Annotated in this window: 22 protein-coding genes; all 22 read right to left on the bottom strand. The window is 37.8% G+C overall.

Features of this window, described 5'->3' with window-relative positions; translation table 11 throughout:
• Positions 1-59: 59 nt before the first annotated feature.
• The 22 genes from tsf to ftsY all read right to left on the bottom strand — a co-directional run bounded on the left by tsf (position 60) and on the right by ftsY (position 20,418).
• The gene (gene tsf / locus BAQ44_RS07655) at positions 60-947 is read right to left on the bottom strand and encodes a translation elongation factor Ts (RefSeq protein ID WP_001018583.1); all 888 of its coding nucleotides are present in this window, start codon (positions 945-947) and stop codon (positions 60-62) included.
• A gap of 103 nt (positions 948-1,050) precedes the next feature.
• Complete coding sequence (gene rpsB, locus BAQ44_RS07650; RefSeq protein WP_000111485.1) at positions 1,051-1,752, bottom strand: 30S ribosomal protein S2; 702 nt, start codon at positions 1,750-1,752, stop codon at positions 1,051-1,053.
• A gap of 350 nt (positions 1,753-2,102) precedes the next feature.
• The gene (gene codY, locus BAQ44_RS07645; protein ID WP_000421290.1) at positions 2,103-2,882 is read right to left on the bottom strand and encodes a GTP-sensing pleiotropic transcriptional regulator CodY; all 780 of its coding nucleotides are present in this window, start codon (positions 2,880-2,882) and stop codon (positions 2,103-2,105) included.
• A gap of 77 nt (positions 2,883-2,959) precedes the next feature.
• Positions 2,960-4,351, bottom strand: a complete 1,392-nt coding sequence (gene hslU / locus BAQ44_RS07640; RefSeq protein WP_061678204.1) for an ATP-dependent protease ATPase subunit HslU — start codon at positions 4,349-4,351, stop codon at positions 2,960-2,962.
• A gap of 22 nt (positions 4,352-4,373) precedes the next feature.
• Positions 4,374-4,916, bottom strand: a complete 543-nt coding sequence (hslV, locus tag BAQ44_RS07635; protein ID WP_000526271.1) for an ATP-dependent protease proteolytic subunit HslV — start codon at positions 4,914-4,916, stop codon at positions 4,374-4,376.
• Positions 4,917-4,958: 42 nt separating this feature from the next.
• Positions 4,959-5,858 carry a tyrosine recombinase XerC gene (gene xerC / locus BAQ44_RS07630; protein WP_063260416.1) on the bottom strand — a complete coding sequence of 300 codons (900 nt, stop codon included), beginning with the start codon at positions 5,856-5,858 and terminating at the stop codon, positions 4,959-4,961.
• A gap of 65 nt (positions 5,859-5,923) precedes the next feature.
• Entirely contained in the window at positions 5,924-7,228 is a 1,305-nt protein-coding gene (trmFO, locus tag BAQ44_RS07625) for an FADH(2)-oxidizing methylenetetrahydrofolate--tRNA-(uracil(54)-C(5))-methyltransferase TrmFO (RefSeq protein ID WP_071721393.1), read from the bottom strand.
• 48 nt (positions 7,229-7,276) lie between these two features.
• Entirely contained in the window at positions 7,277-9,355 is a 2,079-nt protein-coding gene (gene topA / locus BAQ44_RS07620) for a type I DNA topoisomerase (RefSeq protein WP_001286953.1), read from the bottom strand.
• A 144-nt stretch (positions 9,356-9,499) separates the two neighbouring features.
• Entirely contained in the window at positions 9,500-10,369 is an 870-nt protein-coding gene (gene dprA / locus BAQ44_RS07615) for a DNA-processing protein DprA (RefSeq protein WP_071721391.1), read from the bottom strand.
• Positions 10,370-10,456: 87 nt separating this feature from the next.
• Positions 10,457-11,359 carry a succinate--CoA ligase subunit alpha gene (sucD, locus tag BAQ44_RS07610; protein ID WP_000115178.1) on the bottom strand — a complete coding sequence of 301 codons (903 nt, stop codon included), beginning with the start codon at positions 11,357-11,359 and terminating at the stop codon, positions 10,457-10,459.
• A gap of 19 nt (positions 11,360-11,378) precedes the next feature.
• Complete coding sequence (gene sucC / locus BAQ44_RS07605) at positions 11,379-12,539, bottom strand: ADP-forming succinate--CoA ligase subunit beta (RefSeq protein WP_001020792.1); 1,161 nt, start codon at positions 12,537-12,539, stop codon at positions 11,379-11,381.
• Positions 12,540-12,733: 194 nt separating this feature from the next.
• On the bottom strand, positions 12,734-13,507 hold the full coding sequence (locus BAQ44_RS07600; RefSeq protein ID WP_071721389.1) for a ribonuclease HII: 774 nt from the start codon (positions 13,505-13,507) through the stop codon (positions 12,734-12,736).
• 51 nt (positions 13,508-13,558) lie between these two features.
• Positions 13,559-14,449 carry a ribosome biogenesis GTPase YlqF gene (ylqF, locus tag BAQ44_RS07595; protein WP_000236692.1) on the bottom strand — a complete coding sequence of 297 codons (891 nt, stop codon included), beginning with the start codon at positions 14,447-14,449 and terminating at the stop codon, positions 13,559-13,561.
• A 20-nt stretch (positions 14,450-14,469) separates the two neighbouring features.
• Positions 14,470-15,021 carry a signal peptidase I gene (gene lepB, locus BAQ44_RS07590; RefSeq protein ID WP_071721387.1) on the bottom strand — a complete coding sequence of 184 codons (552 nt, stop codon included), beginning with the start codon at positions 15,019-15,021 and terminating at the stop codon, positions 14,470-14,472.
• Between the two features lie 101 nt (positions 15,022-15,122).
• Positions 15,123-15,467: a 50S ribosomal protein L19 gene (gene rplS, locus BAQ44_RS07585; RefSeq protein WP_001186518.1), complete on the bottom strand. Its 345-nt coding sequence runs from the start codon at positions 15,465-15,467 to the stop codon at positions 15,123-15,125.
• A 146-nt stretch (positions 15,468-15,613) separates the two neighbouring features.
• A complete protein-coding gene (gene trmD / locus BAQ44_RS07580; protein ID WP_061678208.1) occupies positions 15,614-16,348 on the bottom strand; it encodes a tRNA (guanosine(37)-N1)-methyltransferase TrmD in 735 nt (244 codons plus the stop codon).
• On the bottom strand, positions 16,348-16,863 hold the full coding sequence (gene rimM / locus BAQ44_RS07575; protein WP_000170282.1) for a ribosome maturation factor RimM: 516 nt from the start codon (positions 16,861-16,863) through the stop codon (positions 16,348-16,350). The genes trmD and rimM overlap by 1 nt, the downstream gene beginning before the upstream one ends.
• A 121-nt stretch (positions 16,864-16,984) precedes the next feature.
• Positions 16,985-17,212 (bottom strand): KH domain-containing protein, encoded by a 228-nt coding sequence (locus BAQ44_RS07570; RefSeq protein ID WP_000737399.1) that lies wholly within the window; start codon positions 17,210-17,212, stop codon positions 16,985-16,987.
• A gap of 14 nt (positions 17,213-17,226) precedes the next feature.
• A complete protein-coding gene (gene rpsP, locus BAQ44_RS07565) occupies positions 17,227-17,499 on the bottom strand; it encodes a 30S ribosomal protein S16 (RefSeq protein ID WP_000268750.1) in 273 nt (90 codons plus the stop codon).
• 100 nt (positions 17,500-17,599) lie between these two features.
• Positions 17,600-18,949, bottom strand: a complete 1,350-nt coding sequence (gene ffh, locus BAQ44_RS07560) for a signal recognition particle protein (protein ID WP_000863466.1) — start codon at positions 18,947-18,949, stop codon at positions 17,600-17,602.
• A 12-nt stretch (positions 18,950-18,961) separates the two neighbouring features.
• Entirely contained in the window at positions 18,962-19,294 is a 333-nt protein-coding gene (locus tag BAQ44_RS07555; RefSeq protein WP_000891061.1) for a putative DNA-binding protein, read from the bottom strand.
• Between the two features lie 134 nt (positions 19,295-19,428).
• Positions 19,429-20,418 (bottom strand): signal recognition particle-docking protein FtsY, encoded by a 990-nt coding sequence (gene ftsY / locus BAQ44_RS07550; protein WP_000007660.1) that lies wholly within the window; start codon positions 20,416-20,418, stop codon positions 19,429-19,431.
• Positions 20,419-20,432 lie beyond the last annotated feature (14 nt).

The raw sequence follows: 20,432 nt of genomic DNA, 5'->3' as shown, positions 1-20,432 counted from the left end.
CTCCAATTGCTTACATCTTTATTTTAAAAAAGGGAACACAATGTGTTCCCTAATCTTTATTAGTTACTACCTTTTACTTGGTTCATTACTTCTTCAGCAAAGTTGTCTTCGCGTTTTTCGATACCTTCACCAACAGCGTAGCGAACGAATCCTTTTAATGTTCCGCCTTTAGACTCAACGAATTGACGAACTTTCATATCAGGGTTTTTAACGAATGCTTGGTCAAGTAAGCAAATTTCTTCGAAGAATTTGCCAAGGCGTCCTTCAACCATTTTTGCAACGATTTTTTCAGGCTTGCCTTCGTTTAAAGCTTGTTGTGTTAATACTTGACGCTCATGCTCAACTTCTTCAGCTGTTACAGCATCGCGGTCGATGTATTTAGGGTTAACTGCTGCGATGTGCATTGCTACATCTTTAGCAGCTGCTTCGTCAGTAGAACCTTCAAGAACTGTTAATACACCAATACGTCCACCCATGTGTAGGTAAGCGCCGAATGCATCAGCATCAGTTTTTGATACGATTTCGAAACGACGAAGTGTAAGTTTTTCACCAATTTTAGCGATTGCTTCGTTGATGTGCTCTTCTACTGTTTTGCCGCCTTCGATTGTTTGAGCCATAGCTTCTTCAATGTTAGCTGGTTTGTTAGCTAATAAGTGAGCAGCTAATTCTTTAATTAACGCTTGGAAACCTTCGTTTTTCGCAACGAAATCAGTTTCAGAGTTTAATTCTAAGATTAAAGCTTCGTTACCGTTTGTTTCGATGAAAGTTAAACCTTCAGCAGCGATGCGGTCTGCTTTTTTAGCAGCTTTCGCGATACCTTTTTCACGTAAGAAGTCAATTGCCTTCTCCATGTCGCCATTAGTTTCTGTTAAAGCTTTTTTGCAGTCCATCATACCTGCGCCAGTTTTTTCACGTAATTCTTTTACCATTTGTGCAGTGATTGCCATACTATTCATCCTCCTAAAATATGTATTTATACCTTTTATAAAGGTGTTTATACCTTAAAAAAGGTGATAAAAGGCCGAACCCCTTATCACCTTTCCAACTTTGTTACGCAGTAACAGTTTCTTCACCTTGTTTTGCTTCAAGGATCGCGTCTGCCATTTTAGATGTAAGAAGTTTTACAGCACGAATTGCATCATCGTTTGCTGGGATAACGTGATCGATTTCGTCTGGATCACAGTTTGTATCAACGATACCGATGATTGGAATGTGTAATTTGCGTGCTTCAGCAACTGCAATACGCTCTTTACGAGGGTCTACTACGAATAATGCACTTGGAAGACCTTTCATATCTTTAATACCGCCTAAGAATTTCTCAAGACGCTCTAACTCTTTTTTAAGTTGAACAACTTCTTTCTTAGGAAGTACTTCGAAAGTACCATCTTCTTGCATTCTTTCGATGTCTTTAAGACGCTTGATACGTTTTTGGATTGTTTGGAAGTTTGTTAAAGTTCCACCTAACCAACGTTGGTTAACGAAGTACATACCAGCACGAGTTGCTTCTTCTTTAATAGCTTCTTGTGCTTGTTTTTTAGTACCTACGAATAAGATGTCTCCACCTTCAGCAGCGATGTCGCGCATCGTTCTGTAAGCTTCCTCAACTTTTTTCACAGTTTTTTGTAAGTCGATGATGTAGATACCGTTACGCTCTGTGAAAATGTAACGCTTCATTTTTGGGTTCCAACGACGAGTTTGATGTCCGAAATGAACACCAGCTTCAAGCAATTGCTTCATAGAAATTACTGACATAATATAGTTCCTCCTAAATGGTTTTTGATATCCTCCGTTTACTTCATCTCTAAGCGAAACTACAAACGTAGCACCAACACTTAAATCAGTAAACGTGTGTACTTTGTACTGACACCACTGCTTACTATATCATACTGAAATATTACAATCAAGTCGAAAATGCGAAGAATGTAAAACTTTCTTTGTTCACACTCGAATTCTAGTATTACCAACCTGTATTTCTTTTAAGCAAAGAAATGAAATTCAATTCATAGCTTTTCCGAAAAACACGATTATGACGCTACTTGCCAACACCAGCAATCTTTTATACACAAAAAACTCTCCTCAAAAAATGAGGAGAGTTTTATAAATTAGTTTGTTTTTAATTTAGCAAGTTCCTGTAGAAACTTGTCGTTTAGCACTTTAATGTATGTTCCTTTCATACCTAAAGAGCGAGACTCAATAACACCAGCACTTTCTAATTTACGTAATGCATTTACGATTACAGAACGAGTAATTCCTACGCGATCAGCAATTTTACTTGCAACTAGTAAACCTTCTGTTCCATTTAATTCTTCGAAGATATGCTCAATTGCTTCTAACTCACTGTAAGATAATGAGCTAATCGCCATTTGAACAACAGCTTTACTACGTGCTTCCTCTTCGATTTCTTCCGCTTTTTCACGTAAGATTTCCATACCTACTACAGTTGAACTGTATTCAGCAAGGATTAAATCATCGTCTAAGAACTCTTGACCAAGACGAGCTAATACTAATGTACCTAGACGCTCACCGCCACCAACGATTGGTACGATTGTAGTTAAACCTTGACCGAATAATTCTCTATTTTCTACTGGGAATGCTGTGTAAGCACTGTTTACATCTAAGTTAGAAGATGTTTCTGTAATGTTGAATAAGCTTTGTGTGTATTCTTCCGGGAATTGACGCTCTGCAAGCATTTGTTTCATACGCTCATTCTCAATTTGTTGGTGAATTGCATAACCTAGTAATTTACCACGACGACTTACTACGAATACGTTCGCTTCGATTACTTCACACATTGTGTCAGACATTTCTCTAAAGTTTACAGGCTTTCCTGCTGCGCTCTGTAATAACGCATTTAATTTTCTTGTTTTTGCTAATAATTCCATTTCAAAAGTTCCTCCTACATGTTACTCACATATTTTTTCATCACTTGGAAACTAGGGCGAGTCACCTGATGACACAATTACAAAATAAACTGGCTCACATCTTTATTTTTAGCAATCGTTGCTAATTTCTCCTCAACGTACTGAGGCGTTATCGTTATTTTCTCTAACGTAATTTCAGATGCTTCAAACGATAAATCTTCAAGGAGCTTCTCCATAATCGTATGAAGTCTTCTTGCTCCAATATTATCTGTATCCTGATTAACTTGATAAGCAATCTCAGCAATCTTACGAATAGCTTCGTCTGAAAATTCAATTTCTATACCTTCAGTCGCTAATAAAGCCATATATTGTTTAATTAACGCATTGTCAGGCTCGATTAATATTTTAACAAAATCATCTGTCGATAATTTTGTTAATTCTACTCGAATCGGAAATCTCCCTTGCAGTTCCGGAATTAAATCCGACGGTTTAGACATATGAAACGCTCCAGCTGCAACGAATAAAATATAATCCGTTTTTACTGATCCGTATTTTGTCGCAACATTCGATCCTTCTACAATCGGCAGAATGTCACGTTGCACACCTTCACGTGATACATCTACGCTATTCGACTGCTTACCAGCAATTTTGTCAATTTCATCGATAAAAATAATCCCGAGCTGTTCAGCACGATAAACAGCCTCTTGTGTAACTTCATCCATATCAATTAAGCGCTGTGCTTCCTCATTTGTCAAGAGTTTTCTTGCTTCTTTTACAGAAAGTTTACGTTTTTTTGTTTTTTTCGGCATAAAACTTCCTAATGCATCTTGGAAATTCATCCCCATTTGTTCCATGCCAGTTCCTTGTAACATATCGAACATGGAAGACTGTTGCTCAGTCACTTCAATCGATACAATTTCATCTTCAAGAAGTCCTGCAGCAAGCTTTCTTTCCACATCTTGACGTTTCTTTTCGATTTCAACATCTTCCTGTGCATCAGATGTTTGATTCGAATTTTGAGCACCACCAAATAGCATTTCTAATGGGTTTTTAAATCCAGATTGTTTCTCTGGACTCGGCACTAAAATTTCTACAAGACGTTGGTTCGCTTGTTCTTCTGCTTTATCTTGTACTTTAACTACCATTTCTTCTTTCACGATACGAACTGACGTTTCCACAAGGTCACGTACCATCGATTCTACATCTCTACCTACATATCCAACTTCTGTAAATTTCGTAGCTTCAACCTTAATAAAAGGTGCTCCAACGAGTTTCGCCATTCGTCGTGCTACCTCTGTTTTACCAACACCCGTTGGTCCAATCATTAAAATATTTTTAGGCGCAATTTCATCACGTAGATTTTCAGCTAATTTACTTCGACGATATCGATTTCTTAAAGCTACAGCAACCGCTTTCTTCGCATCTTTTTGACCGATAATGTATTGATCTAATTTTTCCACAATTTGACGCGGAGTAAAATGTAAATGCATATAAAATGCCTCCCTTACGATTCTACAATTCTTCCACAATTATATTGTGGTTTGTATAAACACAAATATCGCCAGCAATGTCTAAACTCGCTTTCGCAATTTGCTTCGCTGTTAAATGTTCACTTGCATATTGTTTTAAAGCACGACCTGCAGAAAGCGCATAATTCCCACCAGATCCAATCGCTAAAATACCATCATCTGGTTCGATTACTTCTCCTGTACCTGAAACAAGAAGCATAGTTGTTTTATCCATGACAATGAGCATCGCTTCTAGTTGACGTAACATTTTGTCGCCACGCCATTGTTTTGCCATCTCAACTGCAGCACGCTGCAAGTTTCCATTGTACTCTTCTAATTTTCCTTCAAACATTTCAAAAAGAGTAAATGCGTCAGCAACGGAACCTGCAAAGCCAGCTAAAACTTTCCCTTGGAAAAGTTTACGGACTTTACGAGCTGTATGTTTCATTACAACTGCATTTCCCATCGTCACCTGGCCATCTCCAGCCATTGCACATTCTCCATTATGATGAACTGCAAATATCGTTGTAGCGTGGAAATTTCCCATAGAAAAAACTCCTTTATATGTTTTTATAGCTTTAAAAGCAATTTATGCCCGTGGGTGATGCTTCATGTAGACCGAACGCAATCTTTCTTTAGAGACATGCGTATAAATTTGTGTCGTCGACAAATTCTCATGACCGAGTAGCTCCTGTACAGTACGCAAATCTGCCCCTTCATCTAACATATGTGTAGCAAATGTATGCCTTAACATATGGGGACTGATCCGCATTGTCAGTGAAGCTTTCTTAATGAGTTCGTTTAATACATAGCGTACCCCTCGACTTGTTAGCGGCGTGCCTTTCGCATTTAAAAATACCATATGAGAGTGTTCTTCAGTTTTGCGAGCTAACTGTTTTCTCCCGTTCTCTATATAAGTAATTAAAGCATCTTGCGCATAGCTTCCGAACGGAATATACCTTTGTTTTTTTCCTTTTCCCATTACTAAAATTGTTCCCACCGCGAAGTCAATATCGGTAAGTTGTAAATTGACACATTCACTCACACGGATTCCAGTCGCATACATCAATTCTAATAAAGCTTGATTCCTTTGACCTAGCGGCGTTTCCGTATCAGAAACTTCAAACAATTCCTCTAATTCTTCAGCATATAAAAACTTTGGGATTGACAATTCTTTTTTGGGGAGTGACGCAAGTGCAAACGGATTATCTTTCCGATAACCTTCACGCATCAAAAAACGATATAAACTTCGTAGGCTTGATACTTTTCTCGCGACAGATTTACGGGCTAACTTTTCATCGTGCAACGTCGTTAAGTACAAACGAACATCCGCGTATGTAACATCTAAAAAAGAGGATATGCCTTCTCGCTCCATAAATTGCACAAAATGTTCTAAATCATTTTGATAACTTGCAATTGTATATTTTGAATAATTTCTTTCAATTTGTAAATATCCAACGAATAATTGTAACAATTTCTTCACATTCACACAATTCACCTCAATAAAGGCTACTAAATCGTATCACAACTTAGTAGCCTTTGCAAGAAATTTAACTAAATATTTACAAAATTTTGAATTGTTTCTAAAGCGCGTGTTGCATAGGCTTCATTTCGTTCTGCTTTTTTCTTAATTTTCTTCTCTAACGGTGCAAACAGACCGAAGTTTGCATTCATTGGTTGGAAGTTTTTCGCATTTGTCGCAGTAATATAATTCGCCATACTTCCCATTGCAGTTACAGATGGTAATACAACCGGCTCTTCACCTTTCACAAGTCGAGCAGCGTTAATACCTGCTAGTAATCCTGATGCTGCCGATTCAACATATCCCTCTACTCCAGTCATTTGACCAGCGAAGAATAAATCATCACGTTGTTTATATTGATATGTTGGACGAAGTAAGTTAGGTGAATTAATAAACGTATTACGATGCATTACACCATAACGTACAATCTCTGCGTTTTCCAGTCCTGGAATCAACTGTAACACTTCTTTTTGTGGTCCCCACTTTAAATGCGTTTGGAAACCTACGATATTGTATAACGTTCCTGCTGCATCATCTTGACGTAACTGAACAACAGCATATGGCGTTTTCCCTGTTTTCGGATCTTCTAATCCAACAGGTTTCATCGGTCCAAATACTAACGTCTGTCTTCCTCTACTCGCCATAACTTCTACTGGCATACAACCCTCAAAGAAAATTTCTTTTTCAAATTCTTTTAAAGGTACTGTTTCAGCAGCAATTAAAGCCTCGTAAAAACGGTCAAATTCCTCTTCCGTCATTGGGCAGTTTAAATATGCAGCTTCACCTTTATCGTAACGAGATTTTAAATATACTTTATTCATATCAATGCTGTCTTTCTCAACAATCGGTGCTGCAGCATCATAGAAATAAAAATAATCTTCACCTGTTAATTCTTTTAATTGTGCAGCAAGATCAGGAGACGTAAGTGGACCTGTCGCGATAACAGTAGGCCCTTCTGGAATTTCAGTAATTTCTTCATTCATCACAGTTACGTTCGGATGTTTTTTCACATACTCCGTTACCTTTGCCGCAAATTCATGACGATCTACAGCTAAAGCTCCTCCTGCTGGTACAGAGCACTCATCAGCTGCACGAATAATAACAGAGTCCATTAGACGCATTTCTTCTTTAATAACACCAACAGCGTTTGTTAATGTGTTTGCGCGAAGCGAGTTACTGCATACTAACTCTGCAAATTTATCTGTGTGATGAGCTGGTGTTTGCCTTACTGGTCTCATTTCATATAATTTTACTTGGACACCACGTTTTGCAATTTGGTAAGCTGCTTCACTTCCTGCAAGACCTGCGCCAATGACGTTTACTACTTGTGTTGTCATATTAATCACCTTTCCTTTTCTTCCCGAAAAAAATGTGAGCAGTTACGCTCACATTTGTTGTTCTTCTTCATAATCACACGAAATACATTGTACTTGCACGCCTTTTTTCAACTTCTTCTCTACAAGCATACCTTCGCACTTCGGACATTTACGACCAATTGGTTTATCCCAAGATACAAAGTCACACTCTGGATACGTACCGCATCCATAGAAAAGACGTTTCTTTTTATTACTACGGCGTTCAATAATTTGACCTTTATCACACTTCGGACAAGTAACACCGATTTCTTTCACAATCGGTTTTGTATTACGACAATCTGGGAAATTCGAACAAGCCATAAATTTCCCGTATTTACCCATTTTAAAGACCATTGGGTGATCACACAATTCACAGTCTTCCCCAGCTGGTTCATCTTTAATTTCCACTTCACGCATTTCTTTTTCCGCTTTTTCTAAACGCGGTTCAAAGCCTACGTAGAAATCATCAACAATTTTTACCCAATTCGCATTTCCTTCTTCTACTTCATCAAGACTTTGCTCCATGTTAGCAGTAAATTCAATGTTAATAATTTCTGGGAAAAACTCTAAAATAAGTTCAATTACTATTTCACCAAGTTCAGTTGGAACAAAGCGTTTATTATCCAAACCTACGTATCCACGTTTTTGAATCGTTTCAAGTGTCGGTACGTAAGTCGATGGTCTTCCAATTCCAAGCTCTTCAAGTGTTCTTACTAGACGAGCCTCTGTATAGCGCGGCGGAGGTTGTGTAAAGTGTTGCTTCGGTTCTAAATCCTTCGAAAATACCGTTTCCCCTACTTCTAAAGGTGGCAACATTTTATCCTTTTCTTCAGCCCCGTCATCTTTCGACTCTACATACACTTTCATAAATCCTGGAAACTTTACAACCGATCCACTTGCACGGAACTGAACATTGTTATTAATGAGTCTAGCTGTCACAGTATCCATTATAGCAGACGCCATTTGACTTGCAACAAATCGCTCCCAAATCAGTTTATACAACCGAAGTTGATCACGACTTAAGAAACTCTTTAGTTCCTCTGGCCTTCTCATTACCGAAGTAGGACGAATTGCCTCATGCGCATCTTGTGCGTTCGACTTTTTCGTTTCTTTCTTCTTTTCTGTTCCTATGTATTCCGCACCAAACGCCTCAGTAATGTAAGTACGCGCCTCTGTTTGAGCTGTTTCTGAGATACGTGTTGAGTCAGTTCTCATATACGTAATAAGACCTACAGTTCCTTGCTTGCCAAGATCTATCCCTTCATACAATTGCTGCGCGAGCATCATTGTTTTCTTTGCTCGCATGTTTAACTTACGAGCTGCCTCTTGTTGCAAGGAAGATGTTGTAAACGGTAATGCAGGATTACGTTTTCGCTCTTTTCGCGTTACATTTTCAACTGAAAACGCATTATCTTTCATCTGTTCAATTATTTCATTCACTTGCGTTTCATTCGTTAATTGAACTTTTTCACCATCTACACCGTAAAAACTTGCTTCAAATGTGTCTTTCCCCTTCACAAATTCTGTCTTGATTGTCCAGAATTCTTCAGGCTCAAAGATTTGAATTTCTTTTTCACGTTCGATAATTAAACGAACTGCTACAGATTGTACGCGTCCTGCACTTAATCCTTTTTTTACTTTCTTCCATAATAAAGGACTAATATTGTAACCCACAAGACGATCTAGTATACGTCTTGCTTGTTGTGCATCTACTAAATCCATATTAATCGCACGAGGATGTTTAAATGATTCTTTTATTGCATCTTTTGTAATCTCATTAAACACAACTCGGCAATCTGATTCAACGTCCACATTTAACGTATTGGCTAAATGCCAAGCAATTGCTTCCCCTTCGCGGTCTGGATCGGCCGCGAGATAGACTTTCTTTGCTTTTTTTGCCGCTGATTTTAAATCTTTTAAGACGGGACCTTTACCACGAATGGTAATATACTTCGGGGTGAAGTTGTTCTTTACTTCTATCCCCATTTGGCTTTTAGGTAAATCGCGAACGTGTCCCATAGACGCGACAACTTTGTATTTTTTCCCTAAATATTTCTCAATGGTCTTCGCCTTAGAAGGCGACTCCACGATTACGAGGTAATCTGACATGCTAGTGCCTCCTTAAGAGGTGGATTCAAGTCTTCATCAATCTTATTGATTTCTCTTGTTTTTGTCAATCAAGAATGAATATACCATACAGTGCCTTTCTACCATTTGTCAATAATTGTTTAATAAAAACATGAAAATATAAGGTTAATTTAAAATCTCTTCCAAGATATCTTCTGCATTTCTTACTAGTTTTGCTCCTTGTTGAATTAGATGATTCGTTCCTGATGCACTATCTATAAATATAGGTCCAGGAAGTGCAAATACCTCTCTATTTTGCTCTAAAGCAAGGTCCGCAGTAATAAGTGTTCCACTTCTTGATTTCGCTTCTACAACTAAAACACCTTTACTTATACCACTAATGATTCGGTTCCTTTTTGGAAAATACCATTTTTTCGGTGCATAGTGCAGCGGATACTCTGTTAATAACAATATATATTCATTCCATGTTTCATATAAATGTCTATTCTCTTTTGGATACATATACGATAATCCATGTCCTAGTATTGCAATAGTCGGACAATGCCGTCTTACTGTAATTTCATGAGCCATTGTATCTATCCCTCTTGCAAACCCACTGACAATAAGCCATTCTCTTTCTAATAATGGGTGTAAAATAAATTGTAAACTCTCATGCCCATATAAAGTCGGTTCTCTCGTTCCAATAACCGCTAATTTATTCGCCTTATTGAGAAAATCCTTCTCACCTTTTCCATATAACACAAAGGGCGGATCTTGTATTTCACGTAATAATTGTGGATAATCTTCATCACAGATAGTCATATAAAAGATTTGATTTTTCTCTAAATAAGATATATATTGCGAAAGATTTGAACTTTGAAGAAAACGTACTAATTCTGAAGATTTTTTCGAGGATATTCCAGTGTAGTATTCCATTTGTGCTGCATTAAAAGTGTATATTCCCTTCAATTCAGGATCAACATATAGTAGTCTTTCCATCGCCTTCCAATGATCTGCTAAAAAATAATGAAGGTGTAATAATCGTTCTCTTTTCATATCAATTCTCCTTACCCATAATTTTTATTATGTAAACAAGAATTACGTAAAAAGACACCTTCAAACAAGAAGGTGTCTTTCAACAGATTAGTAGTTTTTACAAGTCTCAAATAGACCTTTTTCTTTTAAGACAGAGATTAGCGTTTCGCCCATAACCGCTGGAGTTTCCGCTACTTTAATACCACAAGCTTCCATTGTTTTAATCTTTTCAGCAGCAGTTCCTTTACCACCAGAAATGATTGCACCAGCATGGCCCATACGTTTGCCTGCAGGCGCTGTTTGGCCACCAATGAAGCCTACAACAGGTTTTGTCATATTAGCTTTCACCCATTCAGCTGCCTCTTCTTCCGCTGTACCACCGATTTCACCAATCATAATTACAGCATGCGTTTCTTCATCTTCATTAAATGCTTTTAACGCATCAATAAAGTCCGTACCGTTAACTGGGTCCCCACCGATACCTACAGCAGTAGATTGGCCAATACCTTCTTGTGTTAACTGATGTACAGCCTCATACGTTAATGTACCAGAGCGAGATACGATACCTACATGGCCTTTTTTATGAATGTAACCTGGCATAATACCAATTTTGCATTCATCAGGCGTAATAACACCAGGACAGTTTGGTCCAAGTAAACGTGTATGTTTACCTGCCATATATCTCTTTACGTTTACCATATCTAATACAGGAATTCCTTCAGTAATACATACTACTAAATCGATTTCTGCATCAACTGCTTCCATAATTGCATCAGCCGCAAAAGCGGGTGGAACGTATACAACTGAAGCATTTGCGCCTGTTGCTTTCACTGCATCTTCTACAGTATCAAATACTGGTACACCTTCAATATCAGTGCCACCTTTACCTGGCGTTACACCACCGACAATTTTCGTACCGTATTCAATCATTTGTTTTGTGTGGAATAATCCTTGAGAACCTGTAATACCTTGAACAATAACTTTTGTATCTTTATTAACTAATACGCTCATTTTTCTCCCCCGCTTTCTATTAGCCCACTAGTGAAACAATTTTTTGTGCACCGTCTGCCATAGATTCTGCTGCAACAATATTTAAGCCAGACTCATTTAAAATCTTCTTACCTAACTCTACGTTTGTACCTTCAAGACGTACAACTAAAGGCAATTCAAGACCTACTTGTTTCGTCGCTTCAATAACACCTTCTGCGATAACATCACACTTCATAATGCCACCAAAAATGTTAACGAAGATACCTTTTACATTTTTGTCAGAAAGGATAATTTTGAATGCTTCTGTAACTTTTTCAGCCGTTGCACCGCCACCAACATCTAAGAAGTTGGCTGGATCGCCATGGTAATGTTTAATGATATCCATTGTTGCCATCGCTAAACCTGCACCATTAACCATACAACCGATATTTCCATCTAAAGGAATGTAGTTTAAGTCATATTTAGAAGCTTCAATTTCTTTTGAATCTTCTTCATCAAGATCACGAAGTTCTAAAATGTCTTTATTGCGATATAAAGCATTAGAATCAAAGTTTAATTTCGCATCTAATGCCATAACTTTACCGTCACCTGTTGTAACAAGTGGATTAATCTCCGCGATAGAGCAATCTTTTTCGATAAACGCACGGTATAAGCCCATCATAAACTTCACAGCTTGTCCTACAAGCTCTTTTGGAATATTGATGTTAAATGCGATTCGGCGTGCTTGGAAGCCTTGTAAGCCTACTGCTGGATCAATATATTCTTTAAAGATTTTTTCAGGTGTTTGTTCTGCTACTTCTTCAATTTCTGTTCCACCTTCTTCAGATGCCATTAAAACAACTTGAGAAGTTGCACGATCTAAAACTAGACCAACATAATATTCTTTTTTAATATCGCAACCTTCTTCGATAAGTAAGCGTTTTACTTCCTTACCTTCAGGACCTGTTTGATGTGTCACAAGTGTAGTTCCTAAAATGCTCTCTGCATATGTACGAACTTCATCTAAATTTTTTGCAACTTTTACTCCGCCAGCTTTGCCGCGTCCACCAGCGTGAATTTGTGCTTTTACTACACATACATCCGTTCCTAATTCTTTCGCTGCTTCTACAGCTTCTTCTACTGTAAATGCAACCTTCCCGTTCGGAACGCTAACCCCATAGCTTCTAAGGACTGCCTTACCTTGGTACTCATGGATATTCATGGTCCCATCCTCCCCTGTTTTCCTGTTTTACTCGAAAAGTTTTTTAATGTTTAAAAAACATTACATTGCCATTGTATAAGATGATTGGCACGCTGTCTACAATAAAGTGTCAGAAAACTGAAATCGCTTTATTCTTTTTTGAAAATAGTAATGTTCATATACCAAAATAAAAAAATAAGCTGCATATTCGCAGCTTATTTTTGAATCATATCTTTAATTGGTGCAAACGATTTCCGATGTTCTTCTAATACTCCATGCGCTTCAATCGCTTCTAAATGTTGTTTTGTACCATATCCCATATGTTGTTCAAATCCATATGCAGGATACTTTTCTCCAAGTTCTTTCATCATACGATCTCTCGTTACCTTCGCAATAATGGATGCAGCTGAAATAGAAATACTTTTCGCATCACCTTTAATAATGGATGTTTGCGGAATTGGTGTAGGAAGTTTCATCGCATCAATTAATAAATATTCTGGTGCACAAGATAAATTCGCAACAGCATCTAACATCGCTTGTTTCGTCGCTTGATAAATATTTATCTCATCAATCATTTGTGGTGATACAATTCCAACTCCAATTGCAATTGCTTGTGCTTTGATTTCATCATAAAAACGCTCTCGCTTCGCCTCACTCAGCTTTTTCGAGTCATTTAACCCTGGAATATAAAAATCTTCCGGAAGGACAACAGCTGCTGTCACGACAGGCCCAGCTAGTGGCCCACGCCCTACTTCATCTATACCCGCGATAAGTTTGAGCCCTTTTTCACGTAATGCAATCTCGTACCTAGACATTTCGAAAAACTTTTCTTTTTCTTTCTGCGCTAGCTCTTTTTGTTTATGCCACTTCAAAATGAGCTTTTGTATCCCTTTTCGTTCGTCTTTCATTAATAGTTGAAAGCGATCATCTTCTTCACTCATTATTTCATGCAGTAAACGTTCCGCTTCTTGAATAGTCACTTTTTGCATTCATGCCACTCCCTTTATATACAAAAAAGAAAAGACGCACTAACGCACGTCTTATACTTCTTCTATTTTTTCTACATCTTCTGTCTGCTCTGCAAACTCTTCCGGTGTTTCAAACGTCATTTTTCCAAGTTTTCCACCGCGAAGCTCACGAAGTACAAGCTCAGATGTTTTATCATAATCAATCATTCCGCCGCCCATTAAACAGCCTCTATTTTTTCCAATTGCATCGAATAACTCTACAATATCTTCTGGAATTTCATTTAAATTATATCGCTCTTTCAAACGTTCTGGATAATGTTTCTCCATAAAACGTAGTGCGTAAACAGCAACATCTTGTAAATTTAAAATTGAATCTTTAATTGCGCCCGTTGTCGCTAAACGAAGACCGACTAATTGATCTTCAAATTTAGGCCATAAAATACCAGGTGTATCTAACAGTTCCATTTCCTTCCCAACTTTAATCCATTGTTGAGCTGTTGTCACACCAGGGCGATCTCCTGTTTTAGCGATATTTTTCTTCGCTAACTTATTAATTAACGTAGATTTACCAACATTCGGTATACCTACAATTAATGCACGAATCGCTCTCGGTCTAATACCTTTTGCAGCCATTTTATCAAATTTTTCTTTCACCAACACTTTACAAGCCGCTGCAATTTCCTTCATACCTTGTCCAGCTTGTGCGTTAATTGAAATTGCCATTTGGTCTTTTTCTTTAAAATATGCGATCCATTGCTTTGTTAAACGATCATCTGCCATATCCGCTTTATTTAAAACAACAAGCCTCGGTTTATGTGTAATGATCTCATCGATCATTGGATTTCGAGAAGATAAAGGTAATCGAGCATCTACAAGCTCAATTACAACATCAATTAACTTTAATTTTTCTGTTACTTGGCGTCTAGCCTTTGCCATATGTCCCGGGAACCATTGAATTACCATGTTGCCACCTTCTTTTTCTTTTATTTCACAATACGAGCATCTTTTAACGGCCAATATAGTATATTTGCTTTTCCAATCACTTGGTCCATTGAAATTGTACCAATCGAGCGACTATCTTTACTAAAACGACGATTATCGCCTAAAACAAATAATTGACCTTCTGGAACAGTTTTCTTCCCTGTCATTTCTTCAAGAGTAAAATCATATGTAAGCGGTCCGTCAGCAATTTGTTTTTTCTGCTTGTCTAAATACGGCTCCTCATAAGCCTCTCCGTTAACATATAGTTTATCATTACGATACTCTATTTCATCGCCTGGCAGGCCGATAATGCGCTTAATATAATCCTTATCTTCCGTTGCTCGGAATACGATAATATCAAATCGTTTCGGATCTCCTATGTGATAACCAATTTTATTGACAATCATTCGATCGCGATCATGTAAAGTAGACGCCATCGACACTCCATCTACGAGAATTGGCGCAAAGAAAAACTGTCTAATAACACCCGCTAATACAACAGCAATCAAAATTGCCTTGATCCATTCCCAAAGTGAACTCTTTTCTTTCTTCATGCATTTCCCCTCCACGATTATGTAAGCTGCTCGTATTATATCAAAATTTTATATAGATTGGAAAAAGGGAGCTTGTGCATTTACAAGCTCCCATACATGTCTTATCGAATTTCTTTAATACGTGCTTTTTTACCGCGAAGGTTACGTAAGTAGTATAACTTAGCACGACGTACTTTACCACGACGAAGTACTTCAAGTTTCGCGATTCTTGGCGTGTGAACTGGGAATGTACGCTCAACACCTACACCGTAAGAAATCTTACGAACTGTGAATGTTTCACTGATTCCGCCACCACGACGTTTAATTACAACACCTTCGAAAAGCTGAATTCTTTCACGAGTTCCCTCAACTACTTTTACGTGTACACGTAAAGTGTCTCCAGGACGGAATGAAGGAAGGTCAGTTTTTAATTGGCCTTGAGTAATTTCTGCGATTAATTGTTGCATATTAAATTCTCTCCTTTAAACAGATGCTCTTATAAAGTCTTAATAAATTACAGCGGAACATCGTTAATACGGCCACTGATTTCAGTAGCACAAGTGTTATAATAGCATATTGCTAGGACTGTTGCAATAGAAAATATATCTAGCCCTTACTTGTCTTCTTTAATCTGTTCTAGCCATTTCACTTCTTGCTTAGATAATTCTCGTTCTTCCAGTAAATCCGGTCTACGCGTGTACGTACGACGTAGTGATTCTTTGTGTCGCCATTCATCAATATTTTTATGATTTCCTGACATTAATACATTCGGTACCTTCATACCACGAAAGTCAGCTGGACGTGTATAATGAGGATGTTCTAATAGACCTGTACTAAACGAATCCTCAACTTGTGAAGCATGATTTCCTAACACTCCTGGCAGAAGACGCACGACACTATCAGTAATAACCATAGAGGCTAACTCTCCGCCGGTTAATACGTAGTCACCAATAGAAATCTCATCTGTTACGAGATGCTCACGAATTCGTTCATCGTACCCTTCATAATGACCACACACAAAAATAACATGCTCTTCTTCAGCAAGCTCTTCTGCCTTCTTCTGCGTAAAACGCTCTCCTTGTGGACACATTAAAACAACTCTCGGTTTACGGTCTGTTTCCTTCGTTAACTCTTCCACTGCATCAAAGATAGGCTGAGGGGTTAATACCATCCCAGCTCCACCACCATACGGATAATCATCTACGCTATTATGCTTACTCGTTGTATAATCGCGGAAATTGACAACACGAAGCTCTACCGCTTCTTTTTCTTGTGCTTTCTTTAAAATTGAAGATCCAAACACACCCGTAAACATATCTGGAAACAATGTTAAAATGTCAATTTTCATTATAGCAATCCTTCCATTACATGAATGGTTACTAATTTATTCTCAATGTTAACTTGAAGTACAACATCATCAATATAAGGAATTAATAGATCTTGACCTTTTGGACGTTTAATTACCCAAACATCATTTGCACCAGGAGATAAAATTTCTTTTATTGTTCCTAACGCTTCTCCTTCTTCCGTTACAACACTGCAACCAATAATTTCATGGTAGTAGTATTCGCCTTCAGCTAGTTCACCTAACTGCTCTTCTGGTACTTTTATTAAAGAACCTTTAAATTTCTCTGCTTCATCTACATTGTTGTATCCTTCAAATGTTAATAAATCAAATGTCTTATGTTGACGATGAGAAGTTACCTTCACCGGAAGGTAGTCTGTACTTTTCTCATTACTTATGTATAATGTGTTTCCTACTTTATATCGCTCTTCTGGAAAATCAGTACGAGAAATAACACGAATTTCTCCTCTTACGCCATGAGTATTTACAATTTTCCCTACGTTAAACCACTTTGTCATAAATAGTATGTCACCCCTGGTTTCTATATAAATTAAGCATTTCCATTTCATATATGGAACATGCAACTTCTCTTTAAATGTTAAAAAAGGGAGAGGAAATAACTCCTCGCCCTTTTTACGTTTATTGAATTTCCAGTGTTACTTTTTCATCATTATGATGTCCCACTGAATACAAGAGCATTCGAATTGCTTTTGCAACTCTCCCTTGCTTTCCAATGACTTTTCCAACATCCTCAGGATGTACAGTTAATCGATACTTTATCTCTCCGTTGTAAAGTTCCTGTGTAACTTTTACATCTTCAGGATGATCGACAAGAGGCTTGACAATCGTCTCGACTAACTTCTTCATAGTCATTGCCTCAATTACTTACCTTGTTTAGATAAGTGGAATTTCTCCATGATACCTTGGTTAGAGAATAAGTTACGAACTGTATCAGATGGTTTAGCACCATTTCCTAACCATTTTAATGCTGCTTCTTCGTTGATCTTAACTTCAGCTGGTTGAGCAACCGGATTGTAAGTACCGATTTCCTCAATGAAACGTCCGTCACGAGGAGAACGAGAATCTGCAACAACTACACGATAGAAAGGAGTTTTTTTAGCTCCCATACGTTTTAAACGAATTTTAACTGCCATTTATAAAGCACCTCCGAATTTATTTCACACAGATAATTATATTAGCAAAAAGACTATTGCTTTGTAAAGTATTTTTTCTTAACAGAGCCATCTTTTTTCCTTACATGAATGGAAACTTCAATCCACCTAGTCCTTTTTTCTTACCTTTTTGCATGCCAGTCATCGTTTTCATCATCTTTTTCATATCATCAAATTGCTTGATTAAACGATTGATCTCTTGTACCGTTGTACCGCTACCTTTGGCAATGCGCTTTTTGCGACTAGCATTGATTATTTCCGGTTGTTCTCGCTCTAATTTAGTCATAGAACGAATAATTGCCTCAATATGCCCAATTTGTTTTTCATCAACTTGCGCATTTTTCAGCCCTTTAATTTTATTTGCACCAGGAAGCATTCCTAACAATTCATCAAGCGGTCCAAGTTGACGCACTTGTCCAAGTTGTTCTAGGAAATCGTCAAGCGTAAACGAAAGCGTACGCATTTTTTGCTCAAGTTCTTTTGCTTTCTCTTCATCAACTGTAGCTTGCGCTTTTTCAATTAATGTTAAGACGTCTCCCATCCCTAAAATACGGGATGCCATACGCTCTGGATGGAACGCTTCAATCGCATCTAGTTTTTCACCCATACCAGCAAATTTAATCGGTGTATTTGTTACAGCCTTAATAGATAATGCCGCACCACCGCGCGTATCACCATCTAATTTCGTTAATACAACACCTGTTAAACCTAACTGTTCATGGAAACTTTGTGCAACATTTACCGCGTCTTGACCCGTCATCGCATCGACAACAAGGAAAATTTCATCCGGTTTCGCAACTTCTTTCACTTTCGCTAATTCATCCATTAGTTCTTCATCAATATGCAGACGACCTGCTGTATCGATTAAAACATAATCGTGATGATCTTCTTTTGCTTTTGCAATCGCTTGTTTCGCAATTTCAACAGGACTTACTTGATCTCCTAAAGAGAATACAGGCATGTCCAATTGCTTCCCTAATGTTTCAAGCTGTTTAATCGCTGCTGGACGGTAAATATCCGCTGCAACAAGCATTGGTTTACGATTATGCTTTTTACGAAGCAAATTCGCAAGCTTACCTGTCGTCGTTGTTTTACCCGCACCTTGCAGACCAACCATCATTATAACAGTCGGTGGCCTATTAGCAACAGCAATTTTGCTTTGCTCTCCGCCCATAAGTTCTGTAAGTTCTTCCTGTACGACTTTAATTACTTGTTGTCCAGGTGTCAAACTTGTCATTACATCTTGTCCGACAGCACGTTCAGACACACGCTTTACAAAATCTTTTACTACTTTAAAGTTAACGTCCGCTTCTAAAAGAGCTAGACGAACTTCTCTCATCATTTCTTTCACATCGGCTTCAGAAACTTTTCCTTTGCCGCGGATTTTTTGCATTGTCTGTTGAAGTCGGTCGGCTAATCCTTCAAATGCCATATTGCCGCCCTCCTAATCTAATTTTTCGATAGCTTCAACAACTTGTTTCATTTCTTCATTCACATGCTCTTCTTCGCTGATTAGCTGTTTTAGCTTTGCAACAAGTCGCTGTCGCTCTTGAAACTTTTGAAGTAATACTAATTTATCTTCATATTCTTCAAGCATCGCTTCAGTCCGTTTAATGTTATCATACACGGCTTGGCGACTTACATCAAATTCTTCCGCAATTTCACCAAGAGATAAATCATCTAGATAATAAAGCGACATATAACTTCTTTGTTTTTGCGTTAACAACGATTGATAAAAATCAAATAAATAGTTCATTCTCGTTGTTTTCTCGAGCATGTTGGATCATCCTTTGTTAAGTGATTTCCCTTTACATGAATTAGTTTACATGGAGTACAAAAGAGTGTCAAGTTTTTTTCTTAACATCACATATTTTTTATAGAAAAAGAAGCGGAAAATACCGCTTCTTTCACTTACACTTCTTCTGTTTCTACTAAGTTCGCAAATAAACCATACACATATTGTTCTGGATCAAACTGCTGCAAGTCATCCATTTGCTCCCCTAATCCAACAAATTTCACCGGTACATCCATTTCGTTACGAATCGCTAATACAATACCACCTTTAGCAGTTCCATCTAACTTCGTTAAAACAATACCAGTAACATTCGTTGCTTCACGGAATGTTTTCGCTTGACTTAAACCGTTTTGTCCTGTTGTTGCATCAATAACAAGTAATACTTCATGAGGAGCCCCCGGTACTTCACGCTCAATTACACGCTTCACTTTCTCTAACTCTTTCATTAAGTTTACTTTATTTTGTAAGCGCCCTGCTGTGTCACATAGTAATACGTCTACTTTACGTGCTTTCGCAGCTTGTACAGCGTCATACATAACCGCCGCTGGATCAGATCCTGATCCTTGTTTAATCACTTCTACACCAACGCGATCGCCCCATACTTCTAATTGTTCAATCGCTCCCGCGCGGAATGTATCTCCTGCTGCCAATAGGACAGACTTACCTTCTGTTTTGAATTTATGTGCTAGTTTACCAATCGTCGTCGTTTTTCCTACGCCATTAACACCGACAAATAAAACAACTGTTAATTGATCCTCTTGCATATTAATTTCGTTGCTAAATTCACTGTCACCTTTGTAAATTCCTACTAACTTTTCTGAAATAACAGCTTGTACTTCTTTTGGATCTTGGATGTTACGACGTTGCACTTCTTCTTTCAATTGATCAATTAATTCCATTACCGTCGAAACTCCGACATCTGCACCGATTAAAATTTCTTCTAGTTCCTCAAAGAAATCTTCATCTACTTTACGATAACGATAAACTAAATCATTTACTTTATCTGCAAACGAATTCCTCGTCTTTTCTAACCCTTGTTTAAATTTCTCTGTTACCGTATCTGTTTGTTTTGAAATTTTTTCTTTTAATTTTTTAAAAAAGCTCATACTGTCCCATCCTT

The organism is Bacillus mobilis (genome assembly GCF_001884045.1).
In the GTDB taxonomy this organism is placed as follows: domain Bacteria; phylum Bacillota; class Bacilli; order Bacillales; family Bacillaceae_G; genus Bacillus_A; species Bacillus_A mobilis.
The sequence above is the reverse complement of the archived record's forward strand: the minus strand, read 5'-3'. Positions and strand labels throughout refer to the sequence as shown.